Source organism: Janthinobacterium sp. BJB401, from assembly GCF_013372745.1.
GTDB lineage: Bacteria > Pseudomonadota > Gammaproteobacteria > Burkholderiales > Burkholderiaceae_D > Janthinobacterium > Janthinobacterium rivuli.
In genome coordinates, this window is the sequence record NZ_JABXFH010000013.1 from 96,229 (window position 1) to 117,104 (window position 20,876).

Annotated in this window: 18 protein-coding genes and 1 pseudogene; 16 read left to right on the forward strand and 3 right to left on the reverse strand. The window is 61.9% G+C overall.

Going from position 1 to position 20,876, the window contains the following annotated elements; translation table 11 throughout:
- Positions 1-486, reverse strand: a complete 486-nt coding sequence (locus tag HWE17_RS11390) for an SRPBCC family protein (protein WP_176388826.1) — start codon at positions 484-486, stop codon at positions 1-3.
- 209 nt (positions 487-695) lie between these two features.
- Between HWE17_RS11390 and HWE17_RS11395 the strand changes: the two genes are divergently transcribed.
- Positions 696-2,756, forward strand: a complete 2,061-nt coding sequence (locus HWE17_RS11395) for a UvrD-helicase domain-containing protein (RefSeq protein WP_051991465.1) — start codon at positions 696-698, stop codon at positions 2,754-2,756.
- Positions 2,757-2,763: 7 nt separating this feature from the next.
- On the opposite strand, the gene HWE17_RS11400 is transcribed toward HWE17_RS11395, so the two are convergent.
- Positions 2,764-3,120: an addiction module antidote protein gene (locus HWE17_RS11400; protein ID WP_141171090.1), complete on the reverse strand. Its 357-nt coding sequence runs from the start codon at positions 3,118-3,120 to the stop codon at positions 2,764-2,766.
- Complete coding sequence (locus tag HWE17_RS11405) at positions 3,117-3,503, reverse strand: type II toxin-antitoxin system RelE/ParE family toxin (protein ID WP_255206200.1); 387 nt, start codon at positions 3,501-3,503, stop codon at positions 3,117-3,119. Before HWE17_RS11405 ends, HWE17_RS11400 begins: the two co-directional genes overlap by 4 nt.
- 161 nt (positions 3,504-3,664) lie before the next feature.
- Between HWE17_RS11405 and HWE17_RS11410 the strand changes: the two genes are divergently transcribed.
- The 15 genes and pseudogenes from HWE17_RS11410 (at position 3,665) to HWE17_RS11475 (ending at position 20,869) form a co-directional block, all read left to right on the forward strand.
- Positions 3,665-3,883 (forward strand): SlyX family protein, encoded by a 219-nt coding sequence (locus HWE17_RS11410; protein WP_034753936.1) that lies wholly within the window; start codon positions 3,665-3,667, stop codon positions 3,881-3,883.
- Positions 3,884-4,037: 154 nt separating this feature from the next.
- Positions 4,038-6,173: a M3 family metallopeptidase gene (locus tag HWE17_RS11415; protein ID WP_255206201.1), complete on the forward strand. Its 2,136-nt coding sequence runs from the start codon at positions 4,038-4,040 to the stop codon at positions 6,171-6,173.
- 225 nt (positions 6,174-6,398) lie between these two features.
- A complete protein-coding gene (locus HWE17_RS11420; RefSeq protein WP_176388827.1) occupies positions 6,399-8,552 on the forward strand; it encodes a M3 family metallopeptidase in 2,154 nt (717 codons plus the stop codon).
- A 111-nt stretch (positions 8,553-8,663) separates the two neighbouring features.
- Entirely contained in the window at positions 8,664-8,876 is a 213-nt protein-coding gene (locus HWE17_RS11425; protein WP_070219603.1) for a VF530 family DNA-binding protein, read from the forward strand.
- Between the two features lie 11 nt (positions 8,877-8,887).
- Complete coding sequence (locus tag HWE17_RS11430) at positions 8,888-9,166, forward strand: DUF4404 family protein (protein WP_035823070.1); 279 nt, start codon at positions 8,888-8,890, stop codon at positions 9,164-9,166.
- Positions 9,167-9,403: 237 nt separating this feature from the next.
- Complete coding sequence (locus HWE17_RS11435) at positions 9,404-11,665, forward strand: YgiQ family radical SAM protein (RefSeq protein WP_217916754.1); 2,262 nt, start codon at positions 9,404-9,406, stop codon at positions 11,663-11,665.
- A 281-nt stretch (positions 11,666-11,946) separates the two neighbouring features.
- Positions 11,947-12,054 (forward strand): annotated as a pseudogene (locus HWE17_RS28950) (zinc-ribbon domain-containing protein); the annotation flags it as partial.
- 351 nt (positions 12,055-12,405) lie between these two features.
- Complete coding sequence (locus tag HWE17_RS28650; protein WP_255206203.1) at positions 12,406-12,966, forward strand: hypothetical protein; 561 nt, start codon at positions 12,406-12,408, stop codon at positions 12,964-12,966.
- A 47-nt stretch (positions 12,967-13,013) separates the two neighbouring features.
- Entirely contained in the window at positions 13,014-13,739 is a 726-nt protein-coding gene (locus HWE17_RS11445) for a hypothetical protein (RefSeq protein ID WP_152598803.1), read from the forward strand.
- A 65-nt stretch (positions 13,740-13,804) separates the two neighbouring features.
- Complete coding sequence (locus HWE17_RS11450) at positions 13,805-14,929, forward strand: zinc ribbon domain-containing protein (RefSeq protein ID WP_176388829.1); 1,125 nt, start codon at positions 13,805-13,807, stop codon at positions 14,927-14,929.
- 8 nt (positions 14,930-14,937) lie between these two features.
- Positions 14,938-16,038, forward strand: a complete 1,101-nt coding sequence (locus HWE17_RS11455; protein WP_176388830.1) for a zinc ribbon domain-containing protein — start codon at positions 14,938-14,940, stop codon at positions 16,036-16,038.
- A 159-nt stretch (positions 16,039-16,197) separates the two neighbouring features.
- Positions 16,198-17,079, forward strand: coding sequence for an EamA family transporter (locus HWE17_RS11460; RefSeq protein WP_176388831.1), 882 nt, complete (start codon positions 16,198-16,200; stop codon positions 17,077-17,079).
- A gap of 231 nt (positions 17,080-17,310) precedes the next feature.
- Positions 17,311-18,246, forward strand: a complete 936-nt coding sequence (locus HWE17_RS11465) for a sugar ABC transporter substrate-binding protein (RefSeq protein ID WP_255206212.1) — start codon at positions 17,311-17,313, stop codon at positions 18,244-18,246.
- A gap of 79 nt (positions 18,247-18,325) precedes the next feature.
- A complete protein-coding gene (locus tag HWE17_RS11470; protein WP_176388833.1) occupies positions 18,326-19,879 on the forward strand; it encodes a sugar ABC transporter ATP-binding protein in 1,554 nt (517 codons plus the stop codon).
- Positions 19,880-19,897: 18 nt separating this feature from the next.
- Complete coding sequence (locus HWE17_RS11475; RefSeq protein ID WP_035823046.1) at positions 19,898-20,869, forward strand: ABC transporter permease; 972 nt, start codon at positions 19,898-19,900, stop codon at positions 20,867-20,869.
- Positions 20,870-20,876 lie beyond the last annotated feature (7 nt).

Sequence of the window (20,876 nt, forward strand, 5' to 3'; positions counted from 1 at the left end):
TTAGTTCAGCAGACCCGCATCCAGCCGTCCTTCGAGCGCCAGTTCGCGCATGACGCGCACGGTATCGATATCGGACTCCTTGTAGGCGGAACGGCGGAAGTCGTCATACAGGGCGTTGGCCTCGTCGGTGGCCGCGTCGTGGCCGTCGTCGTACTGGAAGCGCACCCACAGGCTCGCTTCGTCGGGCATCTCGATGGTCATGATCAATGACGAGGCGCTGATGTCCTGTTGCGCCGGCACTTCGTAGCGCACCTGCAGTTGCGGCACCAGCACCACCCTGTCGTTGATGACCAGTTCGCCATAGCGCAGGCTGCGCGCGAAACCGGCATCGCTGCGCTCGCTGATCTGGCATTCATCGAGGTGCGGCACGAACAGCTTGGGCGACTCGGCACGCAAGACGAGGCCGCGCCAGACTTGCTCCAGGGTCAAGGTGTCGATCAGCGGGTTCAAGGGATCGTTGATTTCAATCAGGTGTTCAAATTTCATGGGACTGCCATTCGGTAAGTGGGCGCGCACGGGCGATATAGGCGGAATGGTACTCCAGGCGTGGCCGTGCCGCACGCATTGAATCGGCCGAGATGGCGGCATATGGCGATATATCAATGCCATTGCCTGTTTTTCAGGCATGGTCCGCCATGCAAATAGCCCACGCGACGCTGTTACAATGGGCTGCTGTTCCCTGCGGAAATACCCTGATGTCCAAAGCACCACAGTTCGGTCTGAATGCGCCCCAAAGCGAAGCGGTTACCTACCTCGACGGCCCTTGTCTGGTGCTGGCGGGCGCCGGCTCGGGCAAGACGCGCGTGATCACGCAAAAGATCGCCCATTTGATCGAAGACCGGGGCTATGACCCGCGCACCATCGCCGCGCTGACCTTCACCAACAAGGCGGCGCTGGAAATGCAGGAACGTATCGCCAAGCTGTTGAAACAGCCGCGCCAGGCAAAGCAGTTGACGGTGTCGACTTTCCACTCGCTGGGCGTGAAAATCCTGCGCCAGGAAGCCAATGGCGTGGGACTGAAGGACCGCTTTTCCATCATGGACAGTGACGACTGTTTTTCCCTCGTGCAAGATCTCGCCATTACCACCGATAAACAGGTCATTCGTGGCATCCAGAACGCCATGTCCCTGTGGAAAAATGGCCTGATCGACCCGGACATGGCCCTGGCGCAAGCCAAGGATGAAGATGAGGCGAACGCGGCGCGCATTTACCGCAGCTATGTGGCAACCTTGTCCGCCTACCAGGCCGTCGATTTCGACGATTTAATACGCCTGCCCGTGGAACTGTTCCGCAACAACGGCCCCGTGCGCGACAAGTGGCAGCGCCGCCTGCGCTATCTGCTCGTCGATGAATACCAGGATACGAACACCTGCCAGTACGAACTGGTGAAATTGATGGTGACGGGCATCGGCAAGAAGCCGATGTTTACGGCCGTGGGTGACGACGACCAGGCGATTTACGCGTGGCGCGGCGCCACGGTGGAAAACTTGAAAACCCTGGAAACGGACTTCCCCGATCTGCGCGTGATCAAGCTGGAGCAAAATTACCGCTCCACCATGCGCGTGCTGAACGCGGCCAATGCCGTCATCGGCAACAACCCGAAACTGTTTGAAAAGTCTCTGTGGTCCGAGCACGGCCTGGGCGAACCGATCAAGGTGCTGGGCATGCAGACGGACGAGCAGGAGGCGGAGCAGGTCGCCATCATGATTTCGGCCGACCATTTTGAACGCAAGAATAAATTTTCCGATTATGCGATTTTGTACCGGGGCAACCACCAGGCGCGCATCATCGAGCAGTGTTTACGCAAGGAACGCATCCCGTACACGATTTCGGGCGGCCAGAGTTTCTTCGACAAGGCCGAGATCAAGGACATCATCAGCTATCTGCGCCTGCTGGCGAATGAAGACGACGACCCGGCCTTCATCCGCGCCGTGACGACGCCGCGCCGTGGCGTGGGGCAATCGACCCTGGAGGTGCTGGGCGCATTTTCGGGGCAGTGGCAGTGCTCGCTGTTCCAGGCTGTGTTCAAAGGCGGCATCGAAGCCAAGCTGACGGACCGCCAGCTGGGGCCGCTGCGCGACTTCTGCAATTTCATCAACGACCTCGAATCGCGCGCCAGCCGTCCCGGTGCGGCCGGCAGCGGCGACAACGCGGCCGAAGTGCTGGACGACATGATGAAGGAAATCCACTACGAATCGTATCTGTACGATGCTTTCGAGGAACGCCAAGCGCAAAGCAAGTGGCAGAACGTGCTGGAATTCGTCAACTGGCTCAAGGAACGGGGCCGGGGCGGCAAGGACCGCGACGGCGAAGAAAAGAACGTGCTGGAATTGACGCAGATGGTGGCCCTGATGACCATGCTCGAGGGCAAGGACGAAGAGCAGGACGCCGTGCGCATGTCGACCCTGCACGCGTCGAAAGGCCTGGAGTTTCCGCACGTATTTCTGGTCGGCGTGGAAGAGGGGATTTTGCCGCACAAGGGCGACCCCGACGCGCCGGCCGAAACCATCGCCGCGCGCATCCAGGAAGAGCGGCGGCTGATGTACGTGGGCATCACGCGGGCCCAGCGCACCTTGCACATCACCTGGTGCAAGAAGCGCAAGCGGGCTGGCGAGCAAGTCCATTGCGACCCGTCGCGCTTCATCAAGGAAATGGAACTCGACGTGGGCGACGCCGTGCCGACGGAGGCGGAAGTGATTTCGCCGAAAGAGCGTCTGGCGCGCATGAAAGCCTTGCTGGCCGCGCCGAAGGGCTAAGCGGCGTTCACGCTTCCACGGCGCCGTCGGGCGTGGTTTTTGGCACGATGGCCAGCTGCATGCCCAGCGCATCGAGCATCTTCAAAATGGTTTCGAAGCGCGGTTTGCTGCCTTCGCGCAAGGCTTTATAAGCGCCTTCACGCGTGATGTCGGCCCGGGCCGCCACCTTGCCCATGCCGTAGGCGCGCACCACGTCGTTCATGGCGGACTGGAACAGTTCGGCATTGCCGGTGGCGACGATTTCGCTCATGTAGGCGGCCACGGCGGCCTTGCTGGTCAGATGTTGCGTTGGATCAAATTTGCTCAGGCCTAATGCTTCCAGGTCATCGAGGTCGAAGGTGTCGTGATGGATGTCTTGGTTCATTTCTTTCGTGCTCCTGTCGATGGGCTGGCTGCCGCTTTTTGCTTCCGGATGGCCGCCTGTTGGGCCTTCAATGTTTTCAGTATCGCTTGCGCGTGCTTGATGTCGCGCTGCTGGCTCGACTTGTCGCCACCGAGCAGCAGCAAGATCAGGGTGCCCAGGTTGGTCTCGTGAAAATACACGCGCCAGCCGGGTCCCGTCTGTAAAAAACGCAGCTCGCACACGCCTTCGCCCACAGGCCGCCAGTCGCCCTTTTTACCGTGCTGCAAATGCTTGATGCGCGCATCGATGGCGGCGGCCGCCACGTCGTGCAGCGAGTCTTCCCAGCGCCGGTATTCAGCCGTCTTGCGCGTGTCGATCAGGTCAGGCAAAGTGGATACGTCCATTGTAATCGTTTGTTCTCATTCGTCAAGCGGTTTGATTCAGCCATAAGGGAAGAATAGGCAGAAATCGCCGCCTGGCCGATGGGGAATGGACGAGGTTTGTGCTGGCTCACGCCGTGACGGCGGTAGAATGCCGCTTTCAGTCAGGAGTCACCGTGAGCACCATGGACAATGCAGAACAGATGGAAGTACGTTTCGTCGATATCGAGATCAAGCTGGCGCAGCAGGAAGACCTGGTCGAGTCGCTGAACCAGATGGTGTACCAGCAGGGCAAGCGCATCGACCAGCTCGAAGCGATGCTGCACAAGCTGGGCGAACACGTGCGCGACGGGGCGCAGCAGGCGAATGGCGGACTGGTCAACGAACGTCCGCCGCATTATTGAATCGGCATCGTGACGCGGGGCGCATGAAAACCGTTCATCACTGGCTGGCGCGCTACCATCGGTAGTTGCGGGTGACGCAAGTATGTCAGGCTGTTATTATTTCAGGCTGGCCCGCGACACAATCGCGGCTCTCTTGCGTTCCTTGAAAGTAGACATGACCCGTCCAACAATGCTCGTCATCGCCGCCAGCCTCATGCTGGCGCCAGCCGCCGCCGTTTTTGCCGCCACCGCGGCCGCAGCGCTGCCTGCTTCGAACCCGTTTGCGCAGGCCAGCAGCCTGCCTTTTAACTATCCACCGTTCGATAAGGTGCAGGACGCTGACTACGCGCCCGCCTTTACGGCAGGCATGGCCGCCAACTTGGCGGAAATCAATGCGATTGCGAACAACAAGAAACCAGCGACCTTCGACAACACCATCGTGGCCATGGAACGCTCGGGCCAGCTGCTGAGCCGCGTGCGCACCGTGTTTTCCGTGATGTCCGGCTCGAATACGAATGATACGATCCAGGGCCTGGAACGCGAACTGGCGCCGAAAATGGCGGCCCACAGCGACGCGATCATGCTCAACGACAAACTTTTCAAGCGCATCGACAGCCTGTACGCCAAGCGCGACAAGCTGGGCCTCGATGCCGAATCGAAACGTCTGCTGGAACGTTACCACACGGATTTTGTACGCGCGGGCGCCAAGCTGTCGGCGGCGGACAAGGAAAAGCTGCGCGCCTACAACGGCCAGCTGGCCGCCCTGTCGACCAAGTTCGCACAGAACGTGCTGAAGGAATTGAACGCGTCGGCCGTCGTTGTCGACACGCGCGAAGAACTGGACGGCCTGTCGCCGGCCGCCATCGAAGTGGCCGCCGGTTTGGCCAAGAAGCGCGGCCTGGACGGTAAATACGTGATTGCCCTCGTCAACACGACGGGCCAGGCGCCGCTGTCGCTGCTGACCAACCGCGCCGTGCGCGAACGCATCATGGCCGCTTCGCAAGCGCGCGGCAGCCGTGGCGGCGAGTTCGACAATACCCAGGAAGTGCTGGAGCTGGCGAAACTGCGCGCCGAACGCGCCGCGCTGATGGGCTACCCGAACTACGCGGCCTATTCGCTGGAAGACCAGACGGCACACGACACGACCGCCGTGAACGCCCTGCTGGGCGAATTGGCGAAACCGGCCGTCGTCAACGCCCGGCGTGAAGCGGACGATATCCAGAAGGTCATCGATGCGGGCAAGGGCGGCTTCAAGGTGGGCGCCGCCGACTGGGCCTTCTATAGCGACAAGGTGCGCGCCGAACGCTACAACTTCGACGAGACGCAACTCAAACCGTACTTTGAAATGCACAGCGTATTGACCAAGGGCGTGTTCTTTGCTGCCGGCAAGTTGTACGGCCTCACCTTCAAGCAGCGCACCGACTTGCCCGTCTACACGTCCGACATGCTGGTGTACGACGTTTTCAATGAAGACGGCACGCAACTGGCCATCTTTACGCTCGATCCTTACGCGCGCAGCAACAAGCGCGGCGGCGCCTGGGCGAATGCCTATGTGGGCCAGTCGAGCTTGCTGAACCGCAAGCCGGTGATTGCGAATAACCTCAACATTCCAAAGCCGGAAACGGGCCAGCCGACCCTGATGACGTTTGACGAAGTCAACACCATGTTCCACGAATTTGGCCATGCGCTGCACGGCATGTTTTCGAACGTGAAATATCCACGCTTCGCCGGCACCAGCGTGCCGCGCGACTTCGTCGAATACCCGTCGCAAGTCAATGAAATGTGGGCGCTGTGGCCGGAAGTGCTGCAAAACTACGCCAAGCACTACCAGACAGGCGCGGCTATTCCTGCCGAACTGCTGGCGAAAGTGACGGCGGCTGACAATTTCAACCAGGGCTATAAAACCACGGAATACCTGGCGTCGGCCCTGCTGGACCAGCGCTGGCACCAGCTGACCCCGGCGCAGATCCCGACCGACGTGCTGGCGTTTGAAAAAGCCGCCTTGACGGATGCCGGCGTCGATTTCGCCCCGGCGCCGCCGCGCTACCGCACCACGTACTTCTCGCACGCGTTCGCGGGCGGCTACTCGGCCGGCTACTACGCGTACTTGTGGTCGGAAAAGCTCGACGCGGACACGGTCGAGTGGTTCAAGGAAAACGGCGGCCTGACGCGCAAGAACGGCGACTGGTTCCGCACTAAACTGCTGTCGCGCGGCGGCAGCGCCGATGCGCTCGACATCTACCGCAACTTCCGTGGCCGCGATGCGAAGATCGAGCCGCTGCTGCAACGCCGTGGCCTGAACGGCAAGTAAATCGTCTGATTCCGGCGTCAAAGCCGGGTGCATGAAAAAGGCTGCCAAGCGATTGGCAGCCTTTTTTATTTGGCGATGTTGATTGTAGACCGTGGTAAACCGCGCAGTTGGCGTGATGCACCACAGGATCGCCCATGTTGGATGACGCCTGTGTGACAGACTGCTATGATCTGCCACTGGCCCGCGACGCGATCGCGGTTCTTCCCGCGCTTCCTGAAAGATGTCATGATCCGTCCACAACTGCTCGTCATCGCCGCCAGCGTCATGCTGGCCCACGCCGCCCCATCCGCCATGGCTGCCGCCACCGCAAAATCCGCGCCTGCCGCTGCCGTCAGCGCCCAGAACCCCCTGCTCAAAGTGAGTCCGCTGCCATTCCAGATGCCGCAGTTCGGCCTGATCAAGGATGAACACTATGCGCCCGCGTTTGCCGAAGGCATGAAACGCCAGTTGGCCGAAGTCAACGCGATTGCCAGCAACCGCCAGGCGCCCACGTTCGAGAACACCATCGTGGCCCTCGAGCGCACGGGGCAGTTGCTGCACCGCGTGCAAAGCATCTTCAGCAACATGACGTCGACCAACACGAACAGCGTGCTGGAAGCGGTGGAAGTGGACGTGTCGCCGAAACTGGCCGCGCATGGCGACGCGATCACCTTGAATCCAAAATTGTTTACCCGCATCGACACCCTGTACGCCAAGCGCGACAAGCTGGGCCTCGATGCGGAATCCTTGCGCCTGCTGGAACGTTATCACACGGATTTCGTGCGCGCCGGCGCCAAGCTGTCCGATGCGGACAAGGAAAAATTGAAAGCCTACAACGCCGAGCAGGCGGGCCTGGAAACGGCCTTCGCGCAAAACGTGCTGAAGGAAACGAATGCCAAGAGCATCGTCGTCGACACGCGTCTTGAGCTGGCCGGCATGACGGACAGCGATATCGACACGGCCGCTGCCGCCGCCAAGGAGCGCGGCCTGACGGGCAAGTTCCTCATCGCCTTGGTGAACACCAGCGGCCAGCCGCCATTGGCCGTATTGACGGATCGCAAGACGCGCCAGCGCCTGATGGATGCGTCGCTGAACCGGGGCAGCCAGGGCGGCGAGTTCGACAACCGCGCCATCGTGCTGAAACTGGCCAAACTGCGCGCCGAACGGGCCACCCTGCTCGGCTACGCCAATTACGCCGCGTATTCGCTGGAAGACCAGACGGCCAAGACCACCACGGCCGTCAATACCCTGCTGTCGGAGTTGGCGAAACCAGCCGTTGCCAACGCGCGCCGCGAAGCGGCCGACCTGCAGCAAGTGGTCGATGCGGAAAAAGGTGGTTTCCAGGTGGCAGCAGCCGACTGGGCCATCTACACCGACAAGTTGCGCAAGCAACGTTTCAATTTCGATGAAAACGAGCTGAAACCGTATCTGGAATTGAACAGCGTACTGAACAACGGCGTTTTCTTTGCCGCGAATAAACTGTATGGCATCAGTTTCAAGGAACGTAAAGATCTACCGGTGTACAACCCGGACGTGCGCGTCTACGACGTGCTCGACGCCAACGGCAAGCCGCTGGCCCTGTTCATCGCTGACTTCTATGCGCGTGGCAACAAGCATGGCGGTGCGTGGATGAATGAATACGTGTCGCAATCGTCACTGATGGGCACGCATCCCGTCGTCGCCAACCAATTGAACATTCCGAAGCCGCCCGCCGGCCAGCCGACCTTGCTGACGTTCGATGAAGTGACGACCATGTTCCACGAATTCGGCCATGCGCTGCACGGCATGTTCTCGAACGTGAAATACCCGCGCTTTGCCGGCACCAGCGTGCCGAGCGACTTCGTCGAGTATCCATCGCAAGTTAATGAAATGTGGGCCGTCTGGCCGGAAGTGCTGCAAAACTACGCCAAGCACTACCAGAGCGGCGCGGCCATGCCGCAGGAATTGCTCGACAAGGTGACGGCAGCGAAGAAATTCAACCAGGGTTTCATGACGACGGAATACCTGTCTGCGGCCCTACTGGACCAGCGCTGGCACCAGCTGGCGCCAAGCCAGATCCCGACCGACGTGCTGGCCTTTGAAGCGGCATCGTTGAAGGATGCAGGCGTCGATTACGCGCCCGTGCCGCCGCGCTACCGCACCAGCTACTTCTCGCACAGCTTCTCGGGCGGCTATTCGGCAGCTTATTACGCTTACCTGTGGTCGGAAAAGCTGGACGCGGAATCGGTTAACTGGTTCAAGGAAAACGGCGGCCTGACGCGCAAGAATGGCGACTGGTTCAGAGCTAAATTGCTGTCGCGCGGCGGCAGCGTCGATGCGCTGCAGCTGTTCCGTGACTTCCGTGGCCGCGATGCCACCGTGGAACCATTGCTGGAACGCCGTGGCTTGAACGCCAAGTAAAAGCCGTCCTCATCAGAAGCTTGCGTTGCGTTGACATGGCGCACGCAAGCTTTCCGTGCCGGCGGCGTAGAATTGAGTAAGATGTAAATAAGAAGGCAGTCGAAAGAGTATATGAGTCAGCAAGATTTGAATGGCATTACCCTGGAAGGTATCGTGACGCGCCTGCACGCCCACTACGGCTGGGACGGCCTGGCCAAGCACATCGATATCAATTGCTTCATCAGCGATCCCAGCATCAAGTCGAGCCTGAAGTTTTTGCGCAAGACCCCGTGGGCCAGAAGCAAGGTGGAACAATTGTTCCTGGACACGCAATTTACCGACTGACAGGAAAAAACATGGATAGCAAACTCAAGGAATCGTTGCAACAGCTGCAATCGACCATCGCATCTGGCGATCCTGTGGATGAAGAAACGCATGGTTTGCTGCAAAAGCTCAATGGCGATATTCAGCAACTGCTGGAAAAGCGCGCCGCGCAGGAGCAGGAAGAAGAGTCGATCACCTATGGCCTGGCCGAGCGCAGCCAGGAATTGTCGGCCAAGTTTGCCGTCAAGCATCCGAAACTGGAGCCGGCGTTGCGGGAATTGGGTGAGATTTTAGCTAATATGGGGATCTGATGTAACCCGGGGAAAAGCTGGGGTCAGACCCCGGAAGGGTCTGACCCCAAGGGCCTTTTTTCCTCAAGTGATTGAAAAATAAACGTTTTTTGTACTGAAATCCAACAGTAAAAAGCAGGCCGTCAGGTTGGAAATGGCCAATTCCGGTACAATCCGTACCCTATGAGCTCCCCTACCAATTTATTTGCGACCGTTCCCAAGCGGTCTGCCCGCGCTGCCGTGGCGCCTTTCCTGCCGATGTCGCGTGCCGAGATGGACGCGCTGGGCTGGGACCAGTGCGACGTCATCCTCGTCACGGGCGACGCCTACATCGACCATCCGAGTTTCGGCATGGCCCTCGTTGGCCGCCTGCTTGAAGCGCAGGGTTACCGCGTTGGCATCATCAGCCAGCCGGACTGGCTGTCGGCCGACGCCTTCCGCATCCTCGGCAAGCCGCGCCTGTACTACGGCATTACCGCCGGCAACATGGATTCCATGGTCAACCAGTACACGGCCGACCGCAAGATCCGCTCCGACGACGCCTACACGGCGAACGCGGAACCGAATAAACGCCCGGACCGCGCCGTCACCGTGTACGCCCAGCGCGCGCGCGAAGCATATCCCGACGTGCCCATCGTCATCGGCAGCATCGAAGCGTCGCTGCGCCGCATCGCCCATTACGATTACTGGTCGGACAAGGTCCGCCGTTCCGTCTTGCCCGATTCCAAGGCCGATTTGCTGATCTTCGGCAATGCCGAGCGGGCGCTGGTCGACCTGACGCATCGCCTGGCCGCCGGCGAACACATCAAGGATATCCGCGACTTGCGCGGCACGGCCTTCATGGTGCCGTCCGGCTGGTTGCCTGGCGACGACTGGGGCGTGCACAATTCCACCCGCGTCGACGTGCCCGGCAAGGTCGATCCGCACTACAGCCCGTACGAGATGGTGCAGGAAGACAAGACCGCCTGCGCCACGGAAAATGCGTCGAAATCGGCCGAAGTCATCAAGCCGATCCGCATCATGAGCCGCGAAGAGCGTCTGGCCATGGCCAAGGAAAAGCACGACAAGACGGTCGTGCGCCTGCCCGCCTACGACGTCGTCAAGGATGACCCCGTCATGTATGCGCACGCCTCGCGCGTGTTCCACCTGGAATCGAATCCCGGCAATGCGCGCGCCATGGTGCAGGCGCACGGCGAACGCGACGTGTGGCTCAATCCGCCGCCGCTGCCGCTGGCCATGGATGAGATGGATGGCGTGTACGACATGAATTACGCGCGCGCCCCGCATCCAAGTTATGGCAAGGCGCATATTCCCGCCTGGGAAATGATCCGCTTTTCCGTCAACATCATGCGCGGCTGCTTCGGCGGCTGTACTTTCTGCTCGATCACGGAACACGAAGGCCGCATCATCCAGAGCCGCTCGGAACCGTCGATCTTGCGCGAGATTGAGCATATCCGCGATAAAACCAAAGGTTTTACGGGCACCATTTCCGATATGGGTGGCCCGACGGCGAATATGTACCGCCTCGCCTGCAAGGAAAAAGAGATCGAAGTGTCGTGCCGCCGCCTGTCCTGCGTGTACCCGTCCATCTGCGTGAACCTGGGCACGGACCACAGCAAGCTCATCTCGTTGTACCGCAAGGCGCGCGCCATTCCTGGCATCAAGAAAGTGCTGATCAGCTCAGGTCTGCGCTACGACCTGGCCGTGCGTTCGCCCGAATACGTCAAGGAACTGGTGACGCACCACGTCGGCGGCCTCTTGAAAATTGCGCCCGAGCACACGGAAGAGGGGACTTTGTCGAAGATGATGAAGCCCGGCATCGGCGCGTATGACGAGTTCAAGGAAATGTTCGACCGTTTCTCCCTGGAAGCGGGCAAGAAGCAGTATCTGATCCCGTATTTCATCGCCGCCCATCCGGGCACGACGGACGTGGACATGCTGAACCTGGCCCTGTGGTTGAAGAAGAACAATTTCAAGCTGGACCAGGTGCAAACTTTCATGCCCACGCCGATGGCCATGGCGACGACCATGTATCACACGCGCAAGAATCCCTTGCGCAAGGTCACGGCGGATTCGGAAGTGGTGGAAACGGCCCGCAGCGGCAAGATCCGCCGCACGCATAAAGCCTTCCTGCGCTATCAGGATCCGGCCAACTGGCCGATCCTGCGCGAAGCGCTGGTCAACATGGGCCGTGGCGACTTGATCGGCAATGGCGACAAGCATTTGATTCCGGCCTGGACCTCGTCCGAATCGGGCGGCCTGGCCGCAGGCGAACGCAGCCGCCAGACGCATGGCGCCGGCACGCCGGACAAGTTCAAGGTCACGCCGGGCAAGAACCGCATCGCCCTGGGCGGCACGGCCGCCGCGCCGAAGGCGACCGCCGTCGAATCGAAAGTGCGTCCATCGATCCTGTCGACCATCAAAACGAAGGCCAAGCCGGCCGCCGTGCCGATGGGCCGTGGCAGCAAGCCGCCAGCCAAGGGCGCTCATGCCGCACCGGCACGGGGCGGACGCAAGTAAGCCAGCGTCACTGTCACCGGCATCGACTGAGAACCCGGCAACGCATACAGCGTTGCCGGGTTTTTTGCCATCTGCGCACCAACATGGGGCGCAGCACGCCATGCTGGCAGGATTTTTACCAATATTTAAAAATTGAATAGAGCAAAAGGCAATTTTCCCTTGTGGCAACTTGGTATTTGAAAATATACTCGTTGAACATTTAGCCGTACGTCAACAATACTGCCATTCTGGCAAGCGCCAGCGTACGCGGCTCCCAGCGTTGATATGAAAAGAGATGCCAATTGAAATGCCTTTCCTGCCAGGCCGAGAATAAGCCGGGCGCCAAATTCTGTTCTTCCTGCGGCACGACGTTTGCCGTTGCCACGACCGTTGCCGCCCCGGTGCCGGGAAAATCCTGTGGCCAGTGCGGCCATGACTGCAAGCTGGACGCCCGGTTCTGCCCCAAGTGCGCGTTCAGCTTTGCCGTGGCGCCGGTGGCCGCAGCGGTGCCGCCGCCGTTGCCAGAGCCGGTCATCGCGCCGGAGATTGCGCCCGTCATTGAATCCGTGTCCGTGCCTGAGCCTGCCCCGGCACCGGTGGCGGAACCGGTCGCGCCACCTGCGCCACCGCCCGTGCTTGAAAAGCGCCGTGCCGATCCGGTCCCTGTGCCCACCCCTGCACGGGAACCAGAAGCCGCTCCCGCAGCAGTGACAGACAGCGTTCCCGACACGCCGGCTGACAGCCCACCGGCTGGCAAGCGCATGAAACTGATCGCCGCGGCCGTCGCAGCGGTAGTGCTGCTGGGCGGTGCGGGCGCTTACTATTTCTTGTCAGGCAAGCCGCCTGTCACCGTGCCTGAACCGGAGGCAACCTTGCCGGTGCAGGAAGACCCTGCGCCGGCCGCCGAGCAGCCGCTGGCCATCGATGACGCTGCGCTCGATGGCGGCTCGGCGGGCGACCTTGCCGCGACACCTGCTGCCGAGCCGGAGCCTGAGCCAGCGGCAGCGGCAGCGGCAGCGCCTGCTCCGGCACCCGAGCCGGCTCCAGCAGCGGCCCCAGCCCCTGTCGTGGAAAAACCGGCCAAGCCCGTCAAGGTGACCCCGCCACCGGCGCCTGTCAAACAGACGACGGGCCTGGAAAGCGTGATCACGGACAGCCTGTCGGAAGCGAGCCACTGCATGAGCCAGCGCAAATACGACTGTGCCATTGCCAATGCGAATGCCGTGTTGCGCATGGACAAGGGCAACCGCCCTGCGCAGGACATCAAGCGCAAGGCGAAGGAAGCGCAGGACAAGGCGCTGTCGCAAATTCAGATCGAGTAAGCCGCAGCTTTCCGCCCATTCCTATTTTGATTCTTTCGGAGAATAACGTGAAAAACTTGAAACAAATGGCCAAGCCCCTGGTGGCGATGCTGGTCGTGTCGTCGATGCTGGCCGGCTGCGCCGCGCCGGGCGGCCCTGGCGCCACAGGCAATACCACCACCGCAGGCACGGAAGCGGCCAGTGGCGAATGCAATACGGCCATGCTGGCCGGCATCGGCGCCGTCGTCGGCGGCTTGCTGGGCGGTGGCAACAACACCGTGCGCGGCGCGGCCCTGGGCGCCAGCCTGGGCGCGCTCGCCTGCGTGGCCCTGAATTATCAAAGCCAGCAAGTCAAGACGGCGCAGCAGGTACAGACGGACTACAAGGTGGCCAACAAGGGCAAGCTGCCCGAGCAGTCGACCCTGGTGAAATACGAGACGGGCTTTACGCCATCCTCCGTGCGTCCGGGCCAGAAGGCGCAGACCAATTCGTACATCGAAGTGGCGGCCGGCACGCGCGATCCGAACCCGCTGGTGGAAGAGGAATTGAGCCTGTACAAGCCAAATGGCGACCTGATCAAAACCGTGCGCAAGGTGGTCAGCAGCAATAACGGCAGTGGCGCCTACAAGGGCGGCTTTTCGATCCCCATGCCTGAAGGCGTGCCGCAGGGCATTTACCCGGTACGCACGGCGCTGTACCTGAATAGCAAGCGCGTCGGCGGCCAGGACGTCAAGCTGCAGATCGTCCAGCGCCAGGCGCCCGCGAACGAGTTGCAACTGGCGCTCGCCTACTGACACAGCATGACCATGGGACGGCCAGGCAGGCCGTCCCCTCCCGATTCACCCCTTCCAGGCCAGACATGACCATTTCCACACAAACACATCAACCTCTTCCATTTTCCTCCGCCGTGGGCTCGCTGATCGAAGCGACCGACGCCATCAGGAACTTTCGCGCGATTGCGCTGCTGGCCCTGACCTTCATCAGCGCCGTGCTCGTCGGTGGCGTGCTGACGATGCTTGCCGGCGGCATGAGCAGTCCGCTGCTGGTCTTTGTCGGTGGCCTGATGGCTTTCCTCGTGATGTTTTACGGCTCCAACGCCGTCGGCATCATGCTGATGCGCGATGCGCAAGGCCAGCCTGGCATGAGCCTGGTTGATGCCATGCTCGTTTCGCTGGTCACGAGCCACCGCCTGATCGCGGTCGTCTTCCTTGAATTTTTAATCGTGCTGGCGGCCATGATCACCATCGCCATCATCTTGTTTGTCTGCAAGATTCCCGTGCTCGGCCCCGTGCTGTACACGGTCGTCTTCCCGCTGTCGGCCATCGTGCTGGGCGTGCTGGTGTTTGCGCTGTTCTACGTGATGCTGCCGCTGGCCGGCCCTGCCGCCTGGTCGGGCGCCACCATATTCCAGATCATTGCCCGCCTGAACCTGATCGTGCGCACCAAGCTGGTGTCCGTGATTCTGCTGGAAGTGCTGCTGTTCCTGATCACGACGTTTGTGGCGCTGCTGATCTTTGGCGTGGTCGGTACCGGCGTATCGCTGACCAGCGGCATGTCCGCAGGCATCCTGGGCCTGGGCGGCCAGATGAATATGTATACCCTGGCTTCGGGTCTGAATGGCGGTTCCGGCTACATCATCGCAGCGGGCCTGGGCGGCGGCTTGCTGCTGGCGGCCGCGGCCGTGGTACCGGGCCTGATCTTCACCAAGGGCGTGTGCATCATTTACCTGAACGCCACGCGCAATGTCGATTTCAGCGCCTCGGAAGCGAGCCTGAACGACGGCCTGGCCACGGTCAAGAAAAAAGCCGAGGAAGCGCGTGACCGTGCGCGCGCCCTGGCCGAGCAAGCTGCGGCACCGGCCACGCCAGCCGCTCCCGCTGCTTCGGCCGCTGCGCCGGCCGACAGCCTGCAATGCCCGAGCTGCAAAGCGCCGGTCGCGTCCGATGACGTGTTCTGCGGTGAATGCGCGCATAAACTCAAGTAAGGCACACCATGGCTCACTTCTGCACCAAATGCGGCACCGCCCATGCCCCCGGCGCGCGCTTCTGCGATGAATGCGGCAAGGCCGTCAACGCCGCACCGGCGCCCGCGTCCGCTCCTGTACCGGCATCCGCACCAGCCGTGACGCCGGCGCTGTCCGGCATGAAGCGGCGTCACGTGGTGATCGCCGGCGGCGTGCTGGCGGTCGTCGTCGTGGCTGGCGGCGCCCTGGCGTGGCTGCTGAAGCCAGAGGCGGCCTCGGCCAGCAGTTTCAGCCGCGCCATCGATGCCCACCTGGCCGCTGACGAGGCGGTGCGCGACAAGCTGCTGTGCCTCACCAACTTGCCGTACCAGAAGGAAGAGATCCGCGTGGCGTCGTACGACAGTTCGACCCGGCAATGGCTGGATATCCTCGTGCGTAGCGGGCTGTACAACGCTCCCGTCGAACAGGGCAGCGGGGGCTGGGTTGCGCAATCGCAATTTGTCTACGCGCTGGCCGCGCCGGGCAAGGCGGCCTTGCGCGGCGACAAGCTGTGCGTGGCCAAGGGCGTGAAAGTGGCCAAGGTCAGCGGCTACGATCAGGTGCGCGACCTGGGCGCACAGCAAGTGGCGATGGCCAAGGCCACCCTGACGCTGACCGATGAGGCGGCGTGGTTCGCCAAGTCTGCGGATCGCGCACTGATCCTGCAGCGCTTGCCGGACGGCGATCTGCAAGTGCGATTGCCGATGGCGCTGGTCGACAAGCAATGGCAAGTCATCGACGAAACGCAGATGAGCCAGGCGGCCATGACCGGTGTGATAGGCAAAGCGCCAGCCGCGCAGGGTGCGGGCATGCTGGACAAGCTGAAAAGCGTGTTCAGCTTTGGCGGCCACCCGGCGGTGGGGAAATGGCAGGCGGCGATGGGCAACGTCCTGGAATTTACCAGTGACAGCGTGATCAATAACGGCACCTCGACCAAGGCCACCTTCACCACCAAGGGCAATACCGTGACGATCGCGCCGGAAGGCACGGGCGAAGCGGCCATGGATATTATCGTCAGCGACGATGGCAGCACGGCGCAGATCAGCATGGGCGGCGTGCGGGTAACAACCCTGCGCCGCGTGCGCGATTAAATCTGTCAGGCGGTGCAGCTTGCCGCCTGATCTGCTCCCCGAGCCCGGCCACGCCGGGCTTTTTTACGTCCGCAGGCAGCGGCGCGCACGCCCATTTATCTTGACATCAAGATAGTTCGCGTCCACACTGAGTTTTTATCTTAGTGTCGAGATAGTTGTATGGCTTCTTCTTCCGTCCGCCCCGCCTGGGGCGATATCGTGCTCACGGCGCTGGCGCCCCTGATCTGGGGTTCCACGTATATCGTCACGTCCGAATTGCTGCCGCCCGACCGGCCCTTCACGGCGGCCCTGATCCGCGTCCTGCCGGCCGGCTTGCTGTTGCTGCTGGTCATGCGGCGCCTGCCCGCGCGGCGCGACTGGATGCGCGTGCTGATCCTGTCCGCGTTGAATATCGGCGTATTCCAGGCGCTGCTGTTCGTCGCCGCCTACCGCTTGCCGGGCGGCCTGGCGGCCGTGGTGGGCGCCATCCAGCCGCTGCTGGTGATGGGCCTGGCCTGGGGCGTGGAAGGGCGCCGTCCGGCCCGCCTGGCCTTGGGGGCCAGCGTGCTGGGCGTGGCTGGCATGGGTGTTTTGTTGCTGTCGCCGCGCACCGTGTGGGAACCGGTCGGCATCGCCGCCGCGCTGGGTGGCACGGCCTGCATGGCGGCCGGCACCTATCTGACGCGGCGCTGGAAGCCGGACTTGCCCGTGCTGGCGCTGACGGGCTGGCAATTGCTGCTCGGCGGCCTGATGCTGGCGCCCGTCGCCTGGCTGGCTGACGCGCCCTTGCCTGCATTATCCCTGCAGCAAGTGCTGGCCTACGCCTACCTGTGCCTGGCCGGCGCCCTGCTGGCGTACGCCTTGTGGTTCCGCGGCATCGCCAGGCTGTCGCCCGTGGCCGTCTCTTCGTTGGGTCTGCTCAGTCCCCTGATGGCCGTCGTGCTGGGCTGGGCCTTGCTGGGCCAGGCCATGACGGGCTGGTCGATGCTGGGCTTGCTGCTGGTGCTGGCCAGCGTGCTGGCCGTGCAATGGGCCAGCGCCCGTCCCGCAGCAAATTCCTGAATCCACGCATTTCCCCTCGCCAGGCTGATCGCATCAGCCTGGATGTTTCCCTCTGGGCGCTGCCTTTTTGCTGCACCGCACATACAGTTTTGCTTGCACTGTAATAGGGCATTGAGGCACTATTCGCTTCGCGCAAACGTTTGCGCGCAACGAATTTCCTAAAAAGCATGCAGTACACGTGCTTGACCAACAACTCTGGAGACGCTCATGACATCCCGTATTCGCCTGAAAATGATTGCCGCCGCTGTCCTCGTGTGTGCCTTGCCCGCCGTGCCGGCGATGGCGCAGACACCTGCCAAACCGAAGGTCGCATTGGTGATGAAGTCGCTCGCCAATGAATTTTTCCTGACCATGGAAAATGGCGCCAAGGCGCATCAGAAGGCCAATGCCGCCAAGTACGACTTGCTGTCGAACGGCATCAAGGATGAAACGGATACGTCGAGCCAGATCAAGCTGGTCGAGCAAATGATCGTCTCGCGCGTCAACGCGCTGGTGATCGCCCCGGCCGACTCGAAAGCGCTGGTGCCGGTGCTGAAGAAAGCCATCGACGCGGGCATCATCGTCGTCAATATCGACAACAAGCTCGACGAAGGCGCCCTGAAAGAGAAGGGTATTTCCGTACCGTTCGTCGGCCCGGACAACCGCAAAGGCGCCAAGGTCGTCGGCGACTTCCTGGCCAAGCAGATCAAGAAGGGCGACCCGGTCGGCATCATCGAAGGCGTCTCGACTACCTACAACGCGCAGCAGCGCACCCTGGGCTTCCAGGACGCCATGAACGCGGCCGGCGCCAAGGTCGTCAGCGTGCAGTCGGGCCAGTGGGAAATCGCTCCTGCCAACACGGTCGCGGCCGCCATGCTGAACGCCAATCCGAACATCAAGGCTTTGCTGTGCGGTAACGACAACATGGCCATCGGCGCCATTTCCGCCATCAAGGCGGCCGGCAAGACGGGCAAAGTGCTCGTCGTCGGCTACGACAACATCAACGCCATCAAGCCGATGCTGGCCGATGGCCGCGTGCTGGCTACCGCCGACCAGTTCGGTTCGCAGCAAGCCGTGTTCGGCATCGAGACCGTGCTGAAAGCCCTGGCGCAGAAGAAGAAACAGGCCGATCTGGGTGGCGTCATCGAAACCAAGGTCGAACTGGTCGCCAAGGGCGCCAAGTCCTGATCGTTTGATCCCGCCGGGGCCAGCGCCATCGCAACCTTGCTGGCGCCGGCCCCGCCGTCTTTTCCCGCGGAGTTTTATCATGCCCATCGACATTCCCCCGGCGCCATCAGCCGCCACCCCTCTATTGACCCTGGATAACATCGGCAAATCCTATGTCGGCCCCGTGCTGGGCGGCGTGGGCCTGCGCTTTGCCCCTGGCCAGGTGCTGGCGCTGACGGGCGAGAACGGCGCGGGCAAGAGCACCCTGTCGAAGATCATCTGCGGCCTGGAGCAAGCCACCACGGGCACGATGCTGCTCGACGGCAAGCCCTACCAGCCCGCCTCGCGTGGCGCCGCCGAGGCGCTGGGCATCCGCATGGTGATGCAGGAACTCAATCTGATCCCCACCCTGTCGATCGCGGAAAACCTGTACCTGAAAAATCTGCCGCAACGCTTCGGCTTCATCGACCGTACGCGCCTCGAACGCGACGCGCGCGAACAGATGGAAAAAGTGGGCCTGGGCGGTCTCGACCCGTGGACCCTCGTGGGCGAACTGGGCATCGGCCACCAGCAAATGATCGAGATCGCGCGCAATCTGATTGGCGCCTGCCGTCTGCTGGTGTTAGATGAGCCGACGGCCATGCTGACGCACCGCGAAGTGGAATTGCTGTTCCTGCAAATTGAACGCCTGAAAGCCGAAGGCGTGTGCATCATCTATATTTCCCACCGCCTGGAAGAACTCAAGCGCGTGGCCGACCGCATCGCCGTGCTGCGCGATGGCCAGCTCGTCTGCGACGACGACATCGCGGGCCATTCCGCCGCCGACCTGGTCAGCCTGATGGTGGGCCGTTCGGCCGACGATGCGGTGGACCTGAGCGGTCGCACCATCGGCGCGCCATTGCTGCGCGTGCGGGGACTGGCGCGCGGCAAGGTCGTCAACCCGACCTCGTTTGACTTGCGCGCCGGCGAAATCCTCGGCATCGCCGGCCTGATCGGCTCTGGCCGCACGGAATTGCTGCGCCTGATCTTCGGCGCCGACCGTGCCGACGCCGGTGACGTGTTCCTTGGCGACAGCGAAACACCGGCCGCTCTGACCTCGCCGCAGGCAGCGGTAAAGGCCGGCATCGCCATGATCACGGAAGACCGCAAGGGACAAGGCTTGTTGTTGCGCCAGTCCATCGCCGTCAACACCACTCTGGCTGCGCTCGACACGGTCAGTGGCGCGGGCTGGCTCAACGACGCGTCCGAAGCGTCGGTGGCCGACGATTATATTCAACGCCTGGGCATCCGTTCGCGCAACAGCGCGCAAACGGTGGCTGAATTGTCCGGCGGTAACCAGCAAAAAGTGGTGATCGCCCGCTGGCTGTACCGCGACTGCCCCGTGATGCTGTTTGACGAGCCTACGCGCGGCATCGATATCGGCGCCAAGTTTGATATTTATCAGGTGCTGGCCGAACAGGCGCGCCAGGGCAAGGGCCTCGTCATCGTATCGAGCGACTTGCGCGAACTGATGCTGATCTGCGACCGCATCGCCGTCATGAGCGCGGGCAGCATCGTCGACACCTTCGAGCGCGGCGCCTGGAGCCAGGACGCGCTGCTGTCGGCCGCCTTCTCCGGCTATTTGACCCCCACTTCCACTCCAGCTGCGGCCTGATCCGCCGGAAAGATTCCCATGACCACTACCTCTTCCCCATCGTATCTGCAGCGCAGCCTGGCCGACCTGAAAAACTATGCGGGCCTGATCGGCGCCCTGGTCGCCATGTGCGTGCTGTTCTCGTTTGCCAGCGAAAACTTTTTCACTCTTGCCACCCTCAGCACCCTGTCGAACAACATCCCGACCCTGGTCGTGATGGCCGTCGGCATGACGTTCGTGCTGATCATCGGCGGCATCGATTTATCGGTCGGTTCCGTGATGGCGCTGGCCGCTTCCGTACTGTCGCTGGCCGTCGTGCACTGGGGCTGGCCCGTGTGGAGCGCGGCCCTGCTGGGCATGTTCGTCGCCGCCCTGTGCGGCGCCACGACGGGCCTCATTTCCGTCGGCTGGCGCATTCCCTCGTTCATCGTCTCCCTGGGCGTGCTGGAAATGGCGCGCGGCATGGCGTATCAAGTGACGAATTCGCGCACGGAATACATCGGCAGCGCCGTTGACGGCATCAGCTCGCCGATCGCGTTCGGTCTGTCGCCCGCCTTCATCGCCTCGATCGCCATCGTCGTCATCGGCCATTTGGTGCTTACGCGCACGGTGCTGGGACGCCACTGGATCGGCATCGGCACGAATGAAGAAGCCGTGCGTTTGTCCGGCATCAATACAAAACCGTCGAAAGTGCTGGTGTTTGCCTTGATGGGCTTTCTCGCCGGCGTGGGCGCCTTGTTCCAGGTGTCGCGCCTGGAAGCGGCCGACCCGAACGGCGGCGTGGGCATGGAATTGCAAGTGATCGCCGCCGTCGTGATCGGCGGCACGAGCCTGATGGGCGGACGCGGTTCCGTCATCAGCACGTTTATTGGCGTATTGATCATTTCCGTGCTGGAAGCGGGCCTGGCGCAAGTGGGCGTGTCCGAACCCGTGAAACGCATCGTCACGGGCCTGGTGATCGTCGCGGCCGTGGTGCTCGATACCTACCGCCGCCGCGGCGAGCGTTCATAATACTGGC

Bases quoted from the DNA above. Each gene is read 5' to 3' on its own strand.
- HWE17_RS11390 (WP_176388826.1), bottom strand. From the start codon at position 486: ATGAAATTTGAACACCTGATTGAAATCAACGATCCCTTGAACCCGCTG.
- HWE17_RS11395 (WP_051991465.1), top strand. From the start codon at position 696: ATGTCCAAAGCACCACAGTTCGGTCTGAATGCGCCCCAAAGCGAAGCG.
- HWE17_RS11400 (WP_141171090.1), bottom strand. From the start codon at position 3,120: ATGAACCAAGACATCCATCACGACACCTTCGACCTCGATGACCTGGAA.
- HWE17_RS11405 (WP_255206200.1), bottom strand. From the start codon at position 3,503: ATGGACGTATCCACTTTGCCTGACCTGATCGACACGCGCAAGACGGCT.
- HWE17_RS11410 (WP_034753936.1), top strand. From the start codon at position 3,665: ATGGACAATGCAGAACAGATGGAAGTACGTTTCGTCGATATCGAGATC.
- HWE17_RS11415 (WP_255206201.1), top strand. From the start codon at position 4,038: ATGACCCGTCCAACAATGCTCGTCATCGCCGCCAGCCTCATGCTGGCG.
- HWE17_RS11420 (WP_176388827.1), top strand. From the start codon at position 6,399: ATGATCCGTCCACAACTGCTCGTCATCGCCGCCAGCGTCATGCTGGCC.
- HWE17_RS11425 (WP_070219603.1), top strand. From the start codon at position 8,664: ATGAGTCAGCAAGATTTGAATGGCATTACCCTGGAAGGTATCGTGACG.
- HWE17_RS11430 (WP_035823070.1), top strand. From the start codon at position 8,888: ATGGATAGCAAACTCAAGGAATCGTTGCAACAGCTGCAATCGACCATC.
- HWE17_RS11435 (WP_217916754.1), top strand. From the start codon at position 9,404: ATGTCGCGTGCCGAGATGGACGCGCTGGGCTGGGACCAGTGCGACGTC.
- HWE17_RS28650 (WP_255206203.1), top strand. From the start codon at position 12,406: ATGAAACTGATCGCCGCGGCCGTCGCAGCGGTAGTGCTGCTGGGCGGT.
- HWE17_RS11450 (WP_176388829.1), top strand. From the start codon at position 13,805: ATGACCATTTCCACACAAACACATCAACCTCTTCCATTTTCCTCCGCC.
- HWE17_RS11455 (WP_176388830.1), top strand. From the start codon at position 14,938: ATGGCTCACTTCTGCACCAAATGCGGCACCGCCCATGCCCCCGGCGCG.
- HWE17_RS11460 (WP_176388831.1), top strand. From the start codon at position 16,198: ATGGCTTCTTCTTCCGTCCGCCCCGCCTGGGGCGATATCGTGCTCACG.
- HWE17_RS11465 (WP_255206212.1), top strand. From the start codon at position 17,311: ATGATTGCCGCCGCTGTCCTCGTGTGTGCCTTGCCCGCCGTGCCGGCG.
- HWE17_RS11470 (WP_176388833.1), top strand. From the start codon at position 18,326: ATGCCCATCGACATTCCCCCGGCGCCATCAGCCGCCACCCCTCTATTG.
- HWE17_RS11475 (WP_035823046.1), top strand. From the start codon at position 19,898: ATGACCACTACCTCTTCCCCATCGTATCTGCAGCGCAGCCTGGCCGAC.